We start from the raw sequence: 15,581 nt of genomic DNA, 5'->3' as shown, positions 1-15,581 counted from the left end.
GACAATCGGAGCGGCGGCGTTGTGCGACGGGGACAACGCTCAGGACTCCTCGGCGGCGGCCAGACCGATGATCATGGCCAGGCGCTGGCGGGCGTCGCCGAGGTCCAGCGGGGTGACCTCGCTCATCTTGCGCAGCCGGTTGCGGACGGTGTTGCGGTGGACGCCGAGGCGCTCGGCGGCGACGGCGGGATCGCCCTGCGCCTCCAGCCACGCCCGCAGCGTCGCGACGTACTGGGTCGCGTGCAGGGTGTCGTGCCGGCGCAGGGCGCTGACCGGCCCGCGCGCGGGGGTCCGTCCGGTACGTGCCGCGACGCGCAGGCGCTGGAGCAGGATGTCGTCCCAGGACTCGTCGTAGGCCGGCGGTGGGGTGCGGGGATCGCGCGTCTCGTGCAGGGCCAGGCACTCGTCGGCCTCCTGCCTGCCGGCCGGCAGCTCCGCCGCCTCGGCCGCCGCGCCGATCCCGGCGGCGACGCGTACCCGGGCCGGCAGCGCCGCCTGGAGCGCGGACACCCACTCCCGCGCCGCGTCCGGTTGCTCGCCGGGCAGGATCGTGTAGATCGTGTTGCCCAGCAGGGTGCTGCGTCCCGGCCGGGACCAGCCGAAGCCGGTGGTGGCCCGCTCGAAGGCGAGCAGCAGCGCGGCGTGCCGCTCGGTGGCGATGTACGCGCGGACCGCGATGACGCGCATGACTCCGTGCGGCAGGCCGAGCTGGCTCACCACCGTCGCGGCGTCGGCGCTGCCCTCCAGCAGGCGGATGACCAGGTCCGACTCCACCTGCCGCTCCAGGTCGGCGCTCGCCCGGGAGCGCAGGAGGTGCAGCGCCACCGTGCGGGCGCCGTCCGCCAGGGCGGCGCGCCGGGCCCCGGCCAGGGGAGTCGCGCACATCACCCACACCGAGCCCAGCAGCTCGCGTCCCGCTCGGACCGCCACCACCATCCGCCCGGCCAGGCCGTGCTCCGGGTCCGGCTCGACGAACACCGGCTCGTCCACGGCCGCCAGGTGGGCCGACACCCCCCGGGCGTGGAGCAGGTTGCGCAGCCGGTCCGGAACCTGCCGGGCCAGGATGGTCTCCACCCGGGCGGGATCGCCCGCCTGCTGCGAACGTGAGTAGGCCAGCACCCGCGAGAGCCGGTCCTCGATGGTCACCGCGCCGCCGACCGCGTCGGCCAGGCTGTCGGCCAGGGCGAACAGGTCCGTGGGGCCGCGCCCCGACTCGGTCTCCCGCCCCTCCAGCACCAGTCCGTAGACCACGCCGGCCAGCTGGCTCCACGAGACGGCCGGGTCGACCAGCATCACCGCCACGCCCTCGCTCGCGCCGGCCAGGGACGCCTCCCGCTCGGCGTCGGCCCCGGCGCGCACCAGCACCACCGCGGCCTGGGCCGCCACCGCCCACCGCACCGCCTCCGTGACCGACGCGGCGCCCACGGCCAGCAGCACATCGCCCGACACCCGGCTGTCGGTGGCGTCGGGCATCGCCACGCTGCGCAACGGCGCCGAGCGCGAGTCGGGCCGGCCGCACAGCCGCACCCCGTATCCGCCCAGCACGTTGACCAAGCGGTCCAGTCTGATCATGAACTGTTCCCTGTCGGATCGTCGCCCTCCGGGTGCCCCCCTCGCAGGAGGGCACCCGGGCGCGTGGATGCTAGGCGGCCTCGTAGCGGCGCTGGCACTTGATGCAGTAGCGGGCCAACGGCCGGATCTTGAGCCGTTCGAACGGGATGCCCGCCTCGCAGTGGGCGCAGCGGCCGTAGCTGCCGGCCTCCATCCGGCTGAGGGCCTTGCCGAGCTCGGCGATGGCACGGTCGGCGGTGGTCAGGGAGACCAGCAGCTCCTGGTAGGTGTCGTCGGCGCCGTTGCTGTCCTCCGCCTGGGCCTGCAGGCCGAGGAGCTGGCGGGTACGCCGGTCGAGCTGCTCCTGCAGGTCCTGACGGAGCGTCTGCAGCTGCACGGTGCTGAGATGCGGCGTCTCACCGATGGGGGTTTCACGGATGGGGGTTTCGCGCATGGGCGTTTCGCGGATGGGTGTTTCGTGGAAGTCGGTCATGTGGAGACTCCTGGTGAGGAAGACGGGCGAGTTCGGGGCGGCTCAGCGGCCGCGTGCGGCGATGCCGGCCGCGAGAGCCGGTTGCAGGCACAGGCGGGTCAGGCCGCGGATGGTGGCGTGCGCGGGGTGCGGCGCCGCGGTGACCGGCATGCGCAGCGCGGTGTGCAGACGGTGCAGCAACTGCCCCTGCTGGGCGCCGCCGCCGGTGACGAGCAGACCGTTGCCGCGCGCGGTCGCCCGGAGGCAGGCGGGCAGGCGGCGCAGCAGGCCGGCCGTCATCTCGACGACGCCCTCCAGCGCGTACGGGAGCAGGCCGGCGCCGGTCGTGGCACTGAGCTGGAGGGCGGCGGCGTCGGTGATGGCGCCGTCGCGGATGGCGACGATCTCGACGATGCCCGCCCCCACGTCCAGCAGCAGGCACGGCCGGGGATCGGTGACGTCCAGACCGGCGCCGACGGCCGCGGCCAGCGGCTCCTCCACCAGCGTCACCTCGCACGCGGCCGCCTCGGCGACCGCGGCGCGCACCGCCCGGCGGTCACTCGGCGTCGCGGCCACGGGCACACCCACCATCGCCCGCTCCAGCGGCCGGCCGTCCGGCGGGCGGGCGTCCCGGAGCACCAGGTCGACCAGCCGCAGGCAGGCACCGGGGTCCGCGACCATGCCGTGCCGGATCGGCCGCACCGGACCGGCCGAACCCCATCCGGGAGCACCGACCCCGGACGGGACGGCCGACGGGCGGTCGGCGACGACGCATGCGCTCGCCGACAGCCACCGGGTACGCGAGGTGCCCAGGTCGAGCGCCACATAGCCCGGGCGGGTGGAAGCGGGGGCGGCGGCGTTCATGCCGTCACCTCGTGGCGGCGCGCGAGGGCGCATCCCTCGCACGTGCGCCGGTGGGGGCGCCGCCGCAGCTGCTCGAACGCGATGAACGCCCCGCAGCACTGGCAGGTGCCGTAGAGGCCCCGGTCCATGCGCTCCAGCGCGGCCTCGATGGCGGCGACCCTGCGCCGGGCCGTGCGCCGGCGTACGCGGCCGGCTGACGGGCAGGGCTGCGCGACGGCGTGGGCGAGCTGGTCGTACAGCAGCCCGCGCAGCTCCTCCAGCCGCGCCATGTGCTGCTCGTAGTGCTGCAGATGGGTGTGGACTGATCTGACGTCGGCCATGACGATGATCGGCTCCTTGCTCACACGGAAGAAAGCGCTCACACGGAGGCAGGCGCTCACACGAAAGAAGGTGCTCACACGAAGAGAGGACGGCACGCCCCACGTGGGGGTGCCGGTGGCCGAGCCGGCGCGACGGCGGGAGTCCGGGCACGCATGGCCGGCCCCACGGCGCGCGAGCAGCCGTAAGACAGCAGGCGAAGGAGGGGTCGGCTAGATCAGCGGAGGGCTGCGCGACCCCGCGGCGCGGTGCGCCAGCTGCTGGGGATCGCGGATCTGGTGCATGTCCGGGCGCGGCGGGAGCAGCAGCGCGAGATGGGCGGCCGCGTCGTGCCGCTCACGGCGCGGCGGCCACAGCGACAGCACATGGTGCTCGCGGGCGTTGGCGTTCTGCGGCGGCAGGCTCGTCAGCTGGGCGTCCCATGCGCCCAGGCTCCACGCCTGACCGGGAACGGGCGGCGCCCCGTGGCCCGTGTCGCCGCCGTAGCGGGCGTAACTGCACACCGACAGCAGCAGGGACAGCAGGACCAGGGCCATCACGCTGCCACGCGCGATGGGCCCGCGTGGTGTCGCCCACGGTCCCGTCATACGGCCGACCATAGCCGAGAGGACCCGAAAGACGAAAAGAGTTAGACGACCGCTTTTTCGCTGATCGCCGGGTTGTCCCCGTTGCTGTCCCGGGCGGGGTACGGTGGCCGCCAGACGCCCGGAGCCGCATCCGGCACCACCCCGTCCGGTGAGGAGGAGACGTGCGCGGAAGACTGCCCGCCGTCCTGCTCCTGCTGATGTCGGTGTTCGTGTTCGCCGGTCCCGGAGCTCACGGCGACGCCGATCGGAACGCCCACCAGAACGTACTCCAGTCCGCCTGGTGGAGCGCTCCGGGCATCGCCGGCCACGCGGGGCTGGGTGACCCTGCCCCGCCCGACCTCCACCCGGCACGAGCCACGCCGGTCCTGCCGGTGTGGCTCGCCGTCGCGCCGCCCCTCTGGCAACCGGGCCAGGCCACGCGCCGCGCCTCCTTCACCGCCACCCGGCCCCCCGCTCCACCGCGGCCGGGCCACCGCGTGGCCGGCGCTCGCGCGCCACCCTCCACGACGCGCTGACGTCCTTCTTCCCGACAGCCTGTGGAGGCTTCCATGTCCCGTGCGCCCGTGTGGCGCGCGGTGATCGCGTGTGCCCTCGTGATCACCGCTTTCATCCTCGCTTTCACCATGTCGCCGCGCCTCGGGCTCGACCTGCGCGGCGGCACCCAGCTCGTCTTCGAGACCCGCGACTCGCCCACCGCCAAGGCCGACTCCGACGCCACCGACCGGGCCCTGGACGTGCTCCGGCGCCGCGCCGACGCGCTCGGCGTCGTCGATCCCACCCTGGTCAGGTCGGGCGAGCGGCGGATCATCGTCGAGCTGCCCGGCGTGCTCGACCCGCGCCAGGCGGCCGAGGTCATCGGCAAGACCGCGCAGCTCGCCTTCCACCCGGTCACCGGCCAGGCCGACGCGGGCGACGCCCAAGCCGTGGCCGACGAGTCGGGCCAGCGGCTCTCGCTCGGCGCAGCCGCGATCACCGGTGACGGCGTGACGGACGCCGTCGCCCGCACTGATCCGCAGCAGGGCCCCGGCTGGTTCGTCACGGTCGACTTCCGCGACCCCGCCGCCTGGCAGCGGCTCACCGGCGCCCTCGCCTGCGAGCAGGTCGGCGATCCCAAGCGCCGGCTGGCCATCGTCCTCGACAAGGAGATCATCTCCTCGCCCCAGGTGGACGCGTCCGTACCCTGCCAGGCAGGCATGCAGGGCGGATCCACGCAGATCACCGGCTCGTTCACGCCCGAGGAGGCGCAGAACCTCGCCGTGCTCATCAAGGGCGGGTCGCTGCCCGTCCCCATGGAGTTGATCGAGCAGCGGACCGTCGGCCCCACGCTCGGCGCGCAGGCCATCGAGGCCAGCGCCAAGGCGGGCGTCGCGGGCGTGCTCCTCACGGCGGCGTTCATCGTCGCCGTCTACCGGCTGGTGGGGCTGCTCGCCGCCGTCGCGCTCGCCGTCTACGGACTCATCTCGTACGCGGCCCTGCTCGCGCTCGGCGCGACGCTCACCCTGCCCGGACTGGCCGGGTTCGTGCTGGCCATCGGCATGGCGGTGGACGCCAACGTGCTGGTGTTCGAGCGGGCCAGGGAGGAGTACGGCCGCTCGCCCCGCCGCGGCCTGGGCGCCGCACTCGACCGGGGCTTCAGGAACGCCTGGAGCGCCATCGCCGACTCCAACATCACCACGCTGCTGGCCGCCGGACTGCTGTTCTGGCTCGCCTCCGGGCCGGTGCGCGGATTCGGCGTGACCCTGGCCATCGGCGTGCTGGCCTCGCTGATCTCGGCGATGCTCATCACCCGCGTCCTCACCCACTTCCTGATCGGCAGGATGGGCGCCCGGGCGTCGGGGCTGGGCAGCGAGGGCCGGGTACGGGCCTGGGTGAACCGGCGTGACGTGCGGCTCATGGCCCGCGGCAGGCTCTGGCTGGCCGTCGCCGCCGCGCTGGTGGCCATCGCCGCCGCCGGTCCGGCCGTGCACGGCCTGAACTTCGGTGTGGAGTTCACCGGCGGCCGGATCGTCGAGTTCGCCGCCACCGAGCCGGTGACCGCCGAGACGGCCCGCCGGGCGGTGGCCGAGGCCGGGCACCCGACGGCGACCGTGCAGATCACCGGGCAGAATGCCGGGCAGTCCGCCGGCGATCTCGTCACCGTGCGCGCCGGTCAGATCAGCGCCGACGACGTGGCCGGCATCGAGCGGGCGCTCGACGGCGAGCTCGGCGAGGTGACCAAGCAGCGCGACGAGCTGATCGGCCCCAGCCTGGGCGAGGAGCTGCGCCGCAACGCGGTCATCGCGCTCGGCGTGGCGCTCGCGGCCCAGATGGTCTACCTGGCGGTCAGGTTCAGGTGGACGTTCGGCACGGCGGCGGTGCTCGCCCTGGTGGTCGACACGGCCGCCGTCGTGGGCGTCTTCGCCTGGCTGGGCAAGCCCATCGACGGCGTCTTCCTGGCCGCCATGCTCACCGTCATCGGGTACTCGATCAACGACAAGGTGGTGGTCTTCGACCGGGTGCGCGAGCTGTGGAGCGCGCGGCGGCGGGCGCCGTTCGCCGACGTCGTCAACGACGCGATCCTGCAGACCGTGCCCCGCACGCTCAACACGGGACTCGGCGCGCTGTTCATCCTCGCCGCGCTGGCGGTCTTCGGCGGCGATTCGCTGCGCGACTTCGCCATCGCGCTGCTCATCGGGATCGTGGCCGGAACGGCGTCCTCCTCGTTCGTGGCCGGGCCGCTGGCGATCGAGCTGGAACGGCGCAGCAAGCAGCCGCCACCCGAACCGCCGAAGCCGCGGGTGCGCCGGACCCGCGAGGGACCGGGGGCGGTGGTGTAAAAGCGCGACTGGAGGGGGCAGGAACGCTTCGGCGCGGGCCGAAGCGTCCTGTTCCTACGCTCCAGGGCATGAGTCCTCGTGCTGACGGTCCGCTCCCCGCCGACGGAGTCGTCAACGGGTGTGCGGCGTGACGCCGCCGGAGATGCTCGCCGTCCTGGGAGCCGGCGTCATCGCCGGGGCCGTCAACACCGTCGTCGGCTCGGGCACGCTGGTGACCTTTCCCGTTCTCCTCGCCGTCGGCCTGCCGCCCGTGACCGCCACCGTCTCGAACGCGCTCGGACTGATCCCCGGCTCGGTCAGCGGGGCCATCGGCTACCGGCGGGAGCTGGCCGGGCAGGGGCGGCGGGTCGCGCGGCTCGGCGTCGGCGCCGGGATCGGCGGGCTCGCGGGTGCCATCCTCCTGCTGACCCTGCCCAGCACGGCGTTCGAGAGCGTCGTGCCCGCCCTGGTGGCTCTCGCGCTCATCCTGGTCGTCCTCCAGCCCCGCATCAGCAGGCACGTGCGGCGTCGCCGCGAGGTGACGGGCGAGCCCGGCCACCGCGGCGGTGGCCTGCTGCTGTCGTCGGGGCTGACGCTGGCGAGCGTCTACGGCGGCTACTTCGCCGCCGCCCAGGGCATCATCTACATGGCACTCATGGGCATGCTCCTCGACGACAGCGCGCAGCGCCTCAACGCCGTCAAGAACGTCCTGGTCGCCGTCGTGAACACCGTCGCCGCCCTCCTCTTCCTCGTCGTCGCGGACTTCAACTGGACGGCCGCCGCGCTCCTCGCCGGCGGCTCCGCCTTGGGCGGCCAGATCGGGGCCACGGCGGGCCGCCGTCTGAAGCCGCCGGTGCTGCGCGTCCTCGTCCTCGGAGTCGGCGTCGTGTCCATCGGGCAGCTGCTGCTCCCGCGCCTGGCGTGATCGAGGGCTCGCTACCCGCGGGCTTCCGTCAGCCGCCGGGGGACGGCCTGAGCAGGCCCGTCTCGTAGGCGGCCGCGACCGCCGCCGCCCGGTCGCTGACCTCCAGCTTGGCGAAGACGTGCAGCAGGTGCGTCTTGACCGTCGCCTCCGTGATGAACAGGTGCCCGGCCACCTCACGGTTGGTCGCGCCGCGGGCGATGAGCGCGAGCACCTCCAGCTCCCGGCGGCTCAGCGTCCGCGGCTCCGGCGCGCGGGCCCTCCGCGTCAGCGCTCCGGCCACGACCGGGGACAGCACCGTCTCCCCACGGGACGCCGCCAGCACGGCGCGGCGCAGGTCGGCCCGCGGGGTGTCCTTGAGCAGGTACCCGGTGGCGCCCCCCTCGATCGCCGGCAGGACGTCGGCGTCGTCGTCGAAGGTGGTCAGGACCAGCACCCGGATGCCGGGCGCCTGCTCGCGCAGACGGCGGATGACCTCCGCCCCGCCCATCTTCGGCATGCGCAGGTCCAGCAGCACGACGTCGGGCCTGGTCCGCAGGGCCACCACGAGCGCCTCGGCCCCGTCGGCGGCCTCGCCGACGACCTCGAAGTCGTCGGAGGCGGCGAAGATCTCCCGCAACCCGTCGCGTACGACGGGATGGTCGTCCACGACGACGATACGGACCGGCACGGCTCACCAGCCCGGGCCGGAGCCGGCGGGGATGGCGGGAACGGTGGCGGAGACGCCGGTTCCCTGGCCGGGGGCCGTCTCGATCGCGAAGGTCCCGGCGAGGCGGGTGACGCGCTGCTGCATCGCGACGAGGCCGAAGCCGCCCCCGTTGAGGGGGTTCGTCTCCTCGGGGACGAAGCCGGACCCGTCGTCGCGCACGTCCAGGGCCACGACATCCTCCATGTACGACAGGGTGAGCCCGACCCGGCCCGCCGAGGCGTGCTTCGCGGCGTTGGCCAGCGCTTCCTGGGCCAACCGGAGCAGGGTGGTCTCCACCTCCGTGTGCAGCGGCCGGGCCTCGCCGGTGACGGTCACCGAGGCGGGCACGCCGCTGCTCCGCGACCATCGCGCGGCGACGTCGTGCAGGGCGGCCGGGAGCTGGGCCTCGTCCAGCGGCGCCGGGCGCAGCGCCTGGACCGACCGCCGGGCCTCGGTCAGGCTCTCCCTGGCCAGGGCGCGTACCGTGTCCAGGCGCGAGCGGGTGGCCGGCACGTCGCCGAGCGCCTCGTCGGCGGCCTCCAACTGGGTGAGGATCCCGGTCAGGCCCTGCGCGAGGGTGTCGTGGATCTCCCTGGCCATCCGCTGCCGCTCCCCGAGCACGCCGGCCTCACGGGCCCGGATCAGGAGCTGGGCCTGCAGGCTCGCGTTCTCCTCGGCGAGCGCGGCCAGCTTGGCGCCCGTCTCCCTCAACTGCGCGATCATCGCCCGGCGCTTCTCGCTCTGGTCGGCGATGGTGTGGATGATCAGGCCGACGGTGGAGGCGACCACGACCCCGACGACGAAGGAGAGGAACAGCTCGCTCGGCGTCCGCCCGGTCTGCGGGCGGGAGGCGATCAGCACCCCGACCGTCACGGCCACCCCTCCGTACGCCCACCAGCCGGGCAGCAGGGCGAAGCACTGGACGAAGACTCCTATGCCGGTCACCGTGAACACGGTGTCGAGCCGGACCAGCGTCCCGACGGTGGCGAGCAGTACGACGAAGTAGACCGTCACGAGCGCCGGCCGTGAGGTCCGGGCGGGGTGCGAGGTCACCATCAGCCAGTGCCAGGCCGCGGCGAACAGCGCCAGCGCCAGCACCTCCGGCCGCCACTCCCGCAGCAGGGCGAAAACCGCCGGTATCAGGACGAGCAGGTACGGCAGGGCGGCCTGGACGCGGTCCCAGCGGGAGACGACCGCGTCGCCGGCGATCACCATCGGAAGGTCCTGAGGGCGACGCCGCCGAAGACGGCGAATACCGCGACCATGACGCCCAGGGTAGCCGGGGACGCCGGGGCGCCCGCCCATCCGTCGCGGATCGCCTGGACGGCGGGCGCCATGGGGGTCAGGTCGCCGATGGCGCGCATCGGGCCGGACATGGTCTCGCGCGGGATGACGGCGCCGGACAGGAAGACCATCGGGAAGAACACGCTCAGCCCGATCACGGTCGCGGTGCGGCCGCTCGGGACGAGCGAGCCGACGAGGAGACCGATGGCGCCGAGGCTCAGCGCGCCCAGCAGCCATGCCAGCAGCACGCTCCCGGGGTCCGCGGGCGCGGCCAGCCCGTAGGCGGTCAGCCCGATGAGCGTCAGCAGGGCCGTGCCGAGCACCGCCAGCAGCATGTGGGCGGCCCACTGGGCGCCGAACAGCATCGTGGGCGAGGCCGGCGTGACGCGGAGCCGTTTCAGCACGCGCCGCTCCCGGTACTGGGCCAGCGTGGCGGGAAGGACGACCAGGGCGGCCAGGCCGATGACGAAGACGATGAGCATCGGCACCGTGGCGTCCACGACCGGCACCCCGCCGGGCAGGGGCTTGTTCCCGCCGCGGAGCTTGACCCACAGCATGATCACCGGGAAGGCCAGGGCGAAGAACCCCGACATCGGATCACGCATGATCAGCTTGAGCTCGACCGCGATGACGTGCGTGAAACCTCTCATGCGCTTTCTCCTCCGGCCCTTCCCGTCAGTGCGAAGTAGGCGTTCTCCAGAGAGTCGGCCCCCGCTTCGGCGATCAGCTCGCGCGGGGTCCCCTCGGCGATGACGCGGCCCCGGCCGACGATCGCCATGCGGTCGCAGAGCGCCTCGGCCTCGTCCATGAAGTGGGTGACGAGCACGACGGTGACCCCGCGCTCGCGCATGTCCCGGATCAGGCCCCAAGTGGTGCGGCGGCTGTCGGGGTCCAGGCCGGTCGTGAGCTCGTCGAGGAAGACGACGTCCGGGGCGCCGACCAGGGCCAGGGCGATGAACAGCCGCTGCTTCCAGCCGCCGGACAGGTCGGCGAAGCGGGCGTTCCTCCTGTCCGCCAGGCCCCACTCGTCCATGAGGGCCGCCCAGTCGGCCGGCTTGCGGTAGAGGGAGGCGTACATCCGCAGGGCCTCGCCGACCTTGATCGCGTCGGGCAGGGCGGCCTCCTGCAACTGGGCGCCGATGCGCTGGAGCAACTCGCGCCGGTCGCGGTGCGGGTCCAGGCCCAGGACGCGGAGGGTGCCGCCGTCCGGCCGCCGCAGCCCGGACGCGCACTCCACGATCGTGGTCTTCCCCGCCCCGTTGGGGCCGGCGATCGCGAAGATCTCGCCTCGCTCCACGGTCAGGGAGACGCCGTCCACCGCCGTGCCGGTCCTGAACGTCTTGCGCAGGTCGTTGATCTCGATGACTGCCATGGCAGAAGAGTCGCCGACGTACGACGCCGTGGACATCCACCGATCGGTGGATGGGAGGCGGCGGGAAAGGGTCCGTCACATCGGCCGGTTCTCGCGGGTCTACGTTACGAACCCTGCGAGGAAGGAACGTGACACGGTGGACACCAGGGCCGATGGCCAGGACTGGCTGACGGATCGTTTCGAGGAGCACCGGCCTCAGCTGCGAGCGGTCGCCTACCGGATGCTCGGCTCGGTGAGCGAGGCGGAGGACGCCGTGCAGGACGCCTGGCTACGGCTCAACCGGGCCGACACCAGCGAGGTGGAGAACCTCGGGGCGTGGTTGACCACGGTGGTGGCCCGGGTGTGCCTGAACGCGCTGCGCTCGCGCGAGCATCGGCGCGAGGACCCCCTTGAGGTGCGCGTCCCCGATCCGATCATCAGCTCCGAGGACGGTGCGGACCCGGAGCGCCAGGCGGTGCTGGCCGACTCGGTCGGGCTGGCGATGCTGGTGGTGCTGGAGACGCTGACGCCCGCGGAGCGGCTGGCGTTCGTGCTGCACGACATGTTCGCCGTGCCGTTCGAGGAGATCGCCCCGATGATCGAGCGGTCGCCGGCCGCGGCGCGGCAGCTCGCCAGCAGGGCCCGCCGCCGGGTGCAAGGGCAGGCGCCCGCTCCGGACCCCGACCTCGGCCGCCAGCGGGACGTCGTGAACGCCTTCCTGGCCGCCGCCCGTGACGGCGACTTCGACGCGCTCGTCTCGGTGCTGCACCCGGACGTCGTGCTGCGCTCCGACGGCGGCACGGCGCGGGCCCGCCAGACGGTCCTGATCTCCGGTGCGCGGGCGGTGGCCGCGCAGGCGGTCACGTTCGGCCGGCTCTCGTCGTTCGCGCGGCCGGCGCTGATCAACGGCGCCGCCGGGATCGTCGTCGTCGCTCAGGAGCGGCCGATCTCGGTCATGGCCTTCACCGTCGCGGGCGGGCAGATCGCCGCCGTCGACGTGCTGTCGGACCCGGACCGGCTGAACGCCCTCGACCTGACGGTGCTGGACGGCTCATGAACGGCCGTGACCCGGGCGATGGGGGAGATCACCCGGTCGCGGTGCGGTAGAACTCGGCTGCGGTGACGTCGGCGGTGGCGCCGAGTTCGGCGGCGACCGCGGTGATCGCTGTGGCGCCGACGGCGAGGTCGGCTTGGCCGTCGGTGGTGAAATACGGTGCGATGAACGTCTCGTAGTGGGCTCGGACTTCGTCCGCGGTGTGCCGGCCGAGGAACGTCCGCATGTACCGCACCGTGGTGCCGGGTTCGTTGTGGATCACTTCCAGGGCGCGCCGGTGGGCTCGTACGACGGCCCGGACCGCGGGGTCGTCCGGGTGGATGCAGGTGGGGTCGACCGCCAAGCCCACGGTGGGGATCCGCAAGTGGTCGCCCACCCAGGCCAGCACCTGCCAGCCGTGCTCGGCGGCTGTCGCCTCCGGTGCCATGGTGCTGCCGACCAGGGCGGCGTCGATCCTGCCGTCGTGCAACCAGCGCAGGTCCATGCCGTAGTCGCCCGGGGGGCGGACGACGGTGTGGATGTCGCGGTCCGGGTCGAGGCCGGCCTGGCGCAGCACGATCCGCGCGAAGCACCCGGGCGCGGTGTGGGGGGCGTGTACCGCCAGCCGTCGGCCGGCCAGGTCGGCCAGGGAGGTCGGGCCGGGGCGGGCGAGGAACCAGAACAGCGGGCGGTGGGTGTTGACACTGAGCGTGACCCACGGGATGCCGTCGGCCAGCCGGGACAGCAGCGCCCGGCCGAGCCCGATGGTGGCGCCGTGGCGCAGCCGCTCCTCGTCCCAGGAGCAGCCGTCGCGCAGCGCGACGTGGACGCTCTCGTCGGCGTAGTAGCCCTGCTGGTCGGCGATGTAGGCGACCAGCTCCTCGTGCAGACCCCGCCCGACGTAGGTGAGATCGATCGTGTCCATGAACCCGTTTCCTTGATCATGTCACCGCCGTGCGCCCGCGCGTTCCGCAGGGGGCGGGGTCAGTACATGGACATCCCGCCGTTGACCGCCGCCGTGGTGCCGGTCATGAAGGCGTTGTCCTCGCTGGCGTAGAAGGCGACCGCTTGGGCGACGTCTCCCGGGCGTGCCAGGCGCCCCAGCGGGGTGGCGGCCACCTGCCGCTGCTTCTGCTCGTCGTCGAGCACATGCGAGATCTTGGTGTCGGCCACCGGGCCGGGCTCGACGACATTGACCGTGATGCCCTGAGGGCCCAGCTCCTGGGCGAGGTACCGGGCGAACTGCGCCAGTGCGGCCTTGGCCGTGCCCAGCGCGATCATGCCTTCCCGGGGCCGGCGGCTGAGGCCGGTGCCGAGATAGACGATGCGTCCCCAGCCCTGTCCGGTCATGGAGGGCAGGACGGCTTTGGTGACCGCGAACGCGGCACGGAGCTCGTCGTCGAGCTTGCCGCCCAGCTCTTCCCACGTCATGTCCTGGAACGACTTGATCGCGTACGGGGTGAGCGCGTTGTGCACGAGCACGTCGACGCCGCCCCACGTCGCCCGGACCCGCTCGATCATGCTCTCGACCGCCGCTGCCTGGCGGACGTCGGCCTGCACGGCCATGGCCTGGCCGCCGGCGGCCTCGATGCCGGCCACGACCTCCTCGGCCGCCGTACCGCTGCGGAGGTAGTTGACCACCACGCGCATCCCCCGCGCGGCCAGAAGGCGGGCGGTGGCCGCACCGATTCCGCTGCTGGCCCCTGTCACCAATGCCACCCTGCTGGGTACCCCGGTCATGAGCCCACCTCCTGCTCATCATCGCGGGCCGTCGGCATGACCGCCTGGCTGGTCTACCCGGCCACACGGGTTCCTACCGCCTCGGTCCGGCGCGCACGAGCTGACAGGACCGGACGCGTTCACCACGTGATCGCGCTGGATCGTTAAGTCGGAGTTGATGCTGCATTGCGAGGCTTGTCATTGTTCCGGGCGCGCACGGTATCTCATGCTGGGGGCCCTGTCGGCGTCTTCGAAGGAGTATGAACGTGAAGGTCCTCGTCTCCGGCGCCAGTGTCGCCGGGCCCGCTCTGGCGTACTGGCTGAACCGTCATGGTCACGAGGTGACGGTGGTGGAGCGCGCGCCCGTCCTGCGCGACAGCGGGTACGCGGTCGACTTCCGCGGCGCCGCGTTCGACGTGCTGGAGGGGATGGGCATCCTCGACGAGGTGCGCGGCTGCGAGACGGGGATGCGCGGCACGGACCTGGTGGACGAGGAGGGGCGGAAGGTGGGCGAGTTGCCCGTCGAGGCGTTCGCCGGTGACCTGGAGGTGCCGAAGCGGGAGCTGACCCGCATCCTGCACCGCCTCACCGCCGCCTTCCGCGCGTACGAGGACGAGCTCAGGCCGTACGTCGAGGAGAACCAGAAGCACGGGCGCGAGGCCGTCGCGATGTTCGGCGGCTGAGCCCGCAGCCGAAATCGCCGGAAACGGCGTCCGTTTCTCCGTCCTTTTCCGGGCCGCCCGTCCCGCGGGAGAACGAGGCTGGGAAAGGGGATGAGCCTGTGGTTTCCTTGGCCGCGTGCGTGGTGATCTGCTGGATCTCGTTCTGCTCGCCATGGCGGTCGGATTCGGCTTCTCGGGTTATCGGCAGGGATTCATCCTCGGGGTGATGAGCTTCGTCGGTTTCGTCGGCGGATGCGTGTTCGGCGTGTACGTGGCGCCGCCGATCGCCGGCGCCCTGGTCGACGGAGACGTCATGCAGGCGCTGGTCGCGGTGGTGGTCGTGCTGGTGGCGGCCCTGCTGGGCCAGCTACTCTCGTCCACCCTGGGCGCCGTGGTGCGTTCATATGTACGGCGGCCGCCGGCCAAGGTGGTGGACGCGGTGGGCGGCACAATTGCCGGGGTGCTGTCGGTGCTCGTCATTGCCTGGATGGTGGGCAGCCTGCTGGTCGCCAGCACATTCACGCCGGTCGTGGAGCAGATTCGCGGCTCGTTGTTATTGTCCACCGTGGACGGCGCCATGCCGGACGGCGTGAGAGCCTGGCAGAAACCGTTCAAGAAATTCATTGACCGGTCCGAATTCCCGCCCGTGCTCGACGCCATCCGGGGCGACGCCGTGGACGTGGCGCCGCCCGACCCGGCGGTGCTCGGCGGCGCCGGGCTGCAGCAGGCGCGGGCCGCGATCGTCCAGGTGCGAGGCACGGCGAGCTCCTGCGCCAAGCAGATCGAGGGCACCGGGTTCGTGTTCGCGCCCGACCACGTCATGACGAACGCGCACGTCGTCGCGGGCGTGGACACGGCCCTCCAGGTCATCGACCACACCGGGCAGGCGCGCCCCGCCACGGTGGTGCGCTTCAACCCGCGGCGGGACATCGCGGTGCTGTACGTCCCGAACGCCGGGCTGCCGCTGCTCGCCTTCCACGGTGAGGCGGTCAAGGGCGACGACGCCATCGTGGCCGGCTACCCCCAGGGGCGGGGGTACGCGCCGCAGCCGGCCAGGATCGCCGCCCGCCGGGAGGCTCTCAGCCCTGACATCAACCACGAGGGCGACGTGTCACGGGACGTCTACGTGATCCGCGGCACCGTCGAGCAGGGCAACTCCGGAGGGCCGCTGCTCGACACCGGCGGCCGGGTGCTGGGCGTGGTCTTCGGCGTCGTCGTCGGCCAGAAGGACACGGGGTATGTGCTGACCGCCTCGGAGGTGTCCTCCGACGCCCGCCAGTCCGCCACCGTCACCACGCCCGTCAGCACCCGTACCTGCGACTAGCCCGGCTGCAC

At 73.0% G+C, this 15,581-nt stretch carries 17 protein-coding genes; 6 read left to right on the top strand and 11 right to left on the bottom strand.

Features of this window, described 5'->3' with window-relative positions; translation table 11 throughout:
* Positions 1-39: 39 nt before the first annotated feature.
* The 5 genes from ACIBG4_RS08635 to ACIBG4_RS08615 all read right to left on the bottom strand — a co-directional run bounded on the left by ACIBG4_RS08635 (position 40) and on the right by ACIBG4_RS08615 (position 3,792).
* On the bottom strand, positions 40-1,572 hold the full coding sequence (locus ACIBG4_RS08635) for a PucR family transcriptional regulator (RefSeq protein WP_397201300.1): 1,533 nt from the start codon (positions 1,570-1,572) through the stop codon (positions 40-42).
* A gap of 70 nt (positions 1,573-1,642) precedes the next feature.
* The gene (locus ACIBG4_RS08630; RefSeq protein WP_397201299.1) at positions 1,643-2,044 is read right to left on the bottom strand and encodes a TraR/DksA family transcriptional regulator; all 402 of its coding nucleotides are present in this window, start codon (positions 2,042-2,044) and stop codon (positions 1,643-1,645) included.
* 42 nt (positions 2,045-2,086) lie between these two features.
* Entirely contained in the window at positions 2,087-2,887 is an 801-nt protein-coding gene (locus tag ACIBG4_RS08625; protein WP_397201298.1) for a rod shape-determining protein, read from the bottom strand.
* Positions 2,884-3,231, bottom strand: coding sequence for a TraR/DksA C4-type zinc finger protein (locus tag ACIBG4_RS08620; protein WP_310716036.1), 348 nt, complete (start codon positions 3,229-3,231; stop codon positions 2,884-2,886). Before ACIBG4_RS08620 ends, ACIBG4_RS08625 begins: the two co-directional genes overlap by 4 nt.
* 186 nt (positions 3,232-3,417) lie before the next feature.
* Positions 3,418-3,792 (bottom strand): hypothetical protein, encoded by a 375-nt coding sequence (locus ACIBG4_RS08615; protein WP_397201297.1) that lies wholly within the window; start codon positions 3,790-3,792, stop codon positions 3,418-3,420.
* Positions 3,793-3,953: 161 nt separating this feature from the next.
* Between ACIBG4_RS08615 and ACIBG4_RS08610 the strand changes: the two genes are divergently transcribed.
* The 3 genes from ACIBG4_RS08610 (at position 3,954) to ACIBG4_RS08600 (ending at position 7,512) form a co-directional block, all read left to right on the top strand.
* Positions 3,954-4,307: a hypothetical protein gene (locus ACIBG4_RS08610; protein WP_397201296.1), complete on the top strand. Its 354-nt coding sequence runs from the start codon at positions 3,954-3,956 to the stop codon at positions 4,305-4,307.
* 33 nt (positions 4,308-4,340) lie between these two features.
* On the top strand, positions 4,341-6,608 hold the full coding sequence (secD, locus tag ACIBG4_RS08605; protein ID WP_397201295.1) for a protein translocase subunit SecD: 2,268 nt from the start codon (positions 4,341-4,343) through the stop codon (positions 6,606-6,608).
* A 142-nt stretch (positions 6,609-6,750) separates the two neighbouring features.
* Positions 6,751-7,512 (top strand): sulfite exporter TauE/SafE family protein, encoded by a 762-nt coding sequence (locus tag ACIBG4_RS08600; protein ID WP_397201713.1) that lies wholly within the window; start codon positions 6,751-6,753, stop codon positions 7,510-7,512.
* 28 nt (positions 7,513-7,540) lie between these two features.
* Here ACIBG4_RS08600 and ACIBG4_RS08595 read toward each other — a convergent pair whose 3' ends face one another.
* The 4 genes from ACIBG4_RS08595 to ACIBG4_RS08580 are packed head-to-tail and all read right to left on the bottom strand — an operon-like array spanning position 7,541 to position 10,853.
* The gene (locus tag ACIBG4_RS08595; RefSeq protein WP_397201294.1) at positions 7,541-8,179 is read right to left on the bottom strand and encodes a response regulator; all 639 of its coding nucleotides are present in this window, start codon (positions 8,177-8,179) and stop codon (positions 7,541-7,543) included.
* A 3-nt stretch (positions 8,180-8,182) separates the two neighbouring features.
* Complete coding sequence (locus ACIBG4_RS08590; protein WP_397201293.1) at positions 8,183-9,412, bottom strand: sensor histidine kinase; 1,230 nt, start codon at positions 9,410-9,412, stop codon at positions 8,183-8,185.
* Complete coding sequence (locus tag ACIBG4_RS08585; RefSeq protein WP_397201292.1) at positions 9,406-10,131, bottom strand: ABC transporter permease; 726 nt, start codon at positions 10,129-10,131, stop codon at positions 9,406-9,408. The genes ACIBG4_RS08590 and ACIBG4_RS08585 overlap by 7 nt, the downstream gene beginning before the upstream one ends.
* On the bottom strand, positions 10,128-10,853 hold the full coding sequence (locus ACIBG4_RS08580; protein ID WP_397201291.1) for an ABC transporter ATP-binding protein: 726 nt from the start codon (positions 10,851-10,853) through the stop codon (positions 10,128-10,130). Before ACIBG4_RS08580 ends, ACIBG4_RS08585 begins: the two co-directional genes overlap by 4 nt.
* Before the next feature lie 136 nt (positions 10,854-10,989).
* Between ACIBG4_RS08580 and sigJ the strand changes: the two genes are divergently transcribed.
* A complete protein-coding gene (sigJ, locus tag ACIBG4_RS08575; RefSeq protein WP_397201290.1) occupies positions 10,990-11,889 on the top strand; it encodes an RNA polymerase sigma factor SigJ in 900 nt (299 codons plus the stop codon).
* Between the two features lie 28 nt (positions 11,890-11,917).
* Here sigJ and ACIBG4_RS08570 read toward each other — a convergent pair whose 3' ends face one another.
* Positions 11,918-12,790, bottom strand: a complete 873-nt coding sequence (locus tag ACIBG4_RS08570) for an ABC transporter substrate-binding protein (protein ID WP_397201289.1) — start codon at positions 12,788-12,790, stop codon at positions 11,918-11,920.
* A 59-nt stretch (positions 12,791-12,849) separates the two neighbouring features.
* Entirely contained in the window at positions 12,850-13,605 is a 756-nt protein-coding gene (locus ACIBG4_RS08565; protein WP_397201288.1) for an SDR family NAD(P)-dependent oxidoreductase, read from the bottom strand.
* Positions 13,606-13,850: 245 nt separating this feature from the next.
* Here ACIBG4_RS08565 and ACIBG4_RS08560 point away from each other — a divergent pair, with 245 nt between their 5' ends.
* Both ACIBG4_RS08560 and ACIBG4_RS08555 read left to right on the top strand, forming a co-directional pair.
* A complete protein-coding gene (locus ACIBG4_RS08560; protein ID WP_397201287.1) occupies positions 13,851-14,267 on the top strand; it encodes an NAD-binding protein in 417 nt (138 codons plus the stop codon).
* Positions 14,268-14,382: 115 nt separating this feature from the next.
* The gene (locus ACIBG4_RS08555; protein ID WP_397201286.1) at positions 14,383-15,570 is read left to right on the top strand and encodes a MarP family serine protease; all 1,188 of its coding nucleotides are present in this window, start codon (positions 14,383-14,385) and stop codon (positions 15,568-15,570) included.
* The last annotated feature ends 11 nt before the right edge of the window (positions 15,571-15,581 follow it).

It is taken from the genome of Nonomuraea sp. NPDC050383 (genome assembly GCF_044459125.1).
In the GTDB taxonomy this organism is placed as follows: domain Bacteria; phylum Actinomycetota; class Actinomycetes; order Streptosporangiales; family Streptosporangiaceae; genus Nonomuraea.
Note: the sequence above shows the minus strand (reverse complement) of the source record. Positions and strands in the feature narration are given on the sequence as shown.

What these genes read in the sequence shown, in the direction of transcription:
- ACIBG4_RS08635 (WP_397201300.1), bottom strand. Translation starts at nt 1,572, where the DNA reads ATGATCAGACTGGACCGCTTGGTCAACGTGCTGGGCGGATACGGGGTG.
- ACIBG4_RS08630 (WP_397201299.1), bottom strand. Translation starts at nt 2,044, where the DNA reads ATGACCGACTTCCACGAAACACCCATCCGCGAAACGCCCATGCGCGAA.
- ACIBG4_RS08625 (WP_397201298.1), bottom strand. Translation starts at nt 2,887, where the DNA reads ATGAACGCCGCCGCCCCCGCTTCCACCCGCCCGGGCTATGTGGCGCTC.
- ACIBG4_RS08615 (WP_397201297.1), bottom strand. Translation starts at nt 3,792, where the DNA reads ATGACGGGACCGTGGGCGACACCACGCGGGCCCATCGCGCGTGGCAGC.
- secD (WP_397201295.1), top strand. Translation starts at nt 4,341, where the DNA reads ATGTCCCGTGCGCCCGTGTGGCGCGCGGTGATCGCGTGTGCCCTCGTG.
- ACIBG4_RS08600 (WP_397201713.1), top strand. Translation starts at nt 6,751, where the DNA reads ATGCTCGCCGTCCTGGGAGCCGGCGTCATCGCCGGGGCCGTCAACACC.
- ACIBG4_RS08590 (WP_397201293.1), bottom strand. Translation starts at nt 9,412, where the DNA reads ATGGTGATCGCCGGCGACGCGGTCGTCTCCCGCTGGGACCGCGTCCAG.
- ACIBG4_RS08585 (WP_397201292.1), bottom strand. Translation starts at nt 10,131, where the DNA reads ATGAGAGGTTTCACGCACGTCATCGCGGTCGAGCTCAAGCTGATCATG.
- ACIBG4_RS08580 (WP_397201291.1), bottom strand. Translation starts at nt 10,853, where the DNA reads ATGGCAGTCATCGAGATCAACGACCTGCGCAAGACGTTCAGGACCGGC.
- ACIBG4_RS08570 (WP_397201289.1), bottom strand. Translation starts at nt 12,790, where the DNA reads ATGGACACGATCGATCTCACCTACGTCGGGCGGGGTCTGCACGAGGAG.
- ACIBG4_RS08565 (WP_397201288.1), bottom strand. Translation starts at nt 13,605, where the DNA reads ATGACCGGGGTACCCAGCAGGGTGGCATTGGTGACAGGGGCCAGCAGC.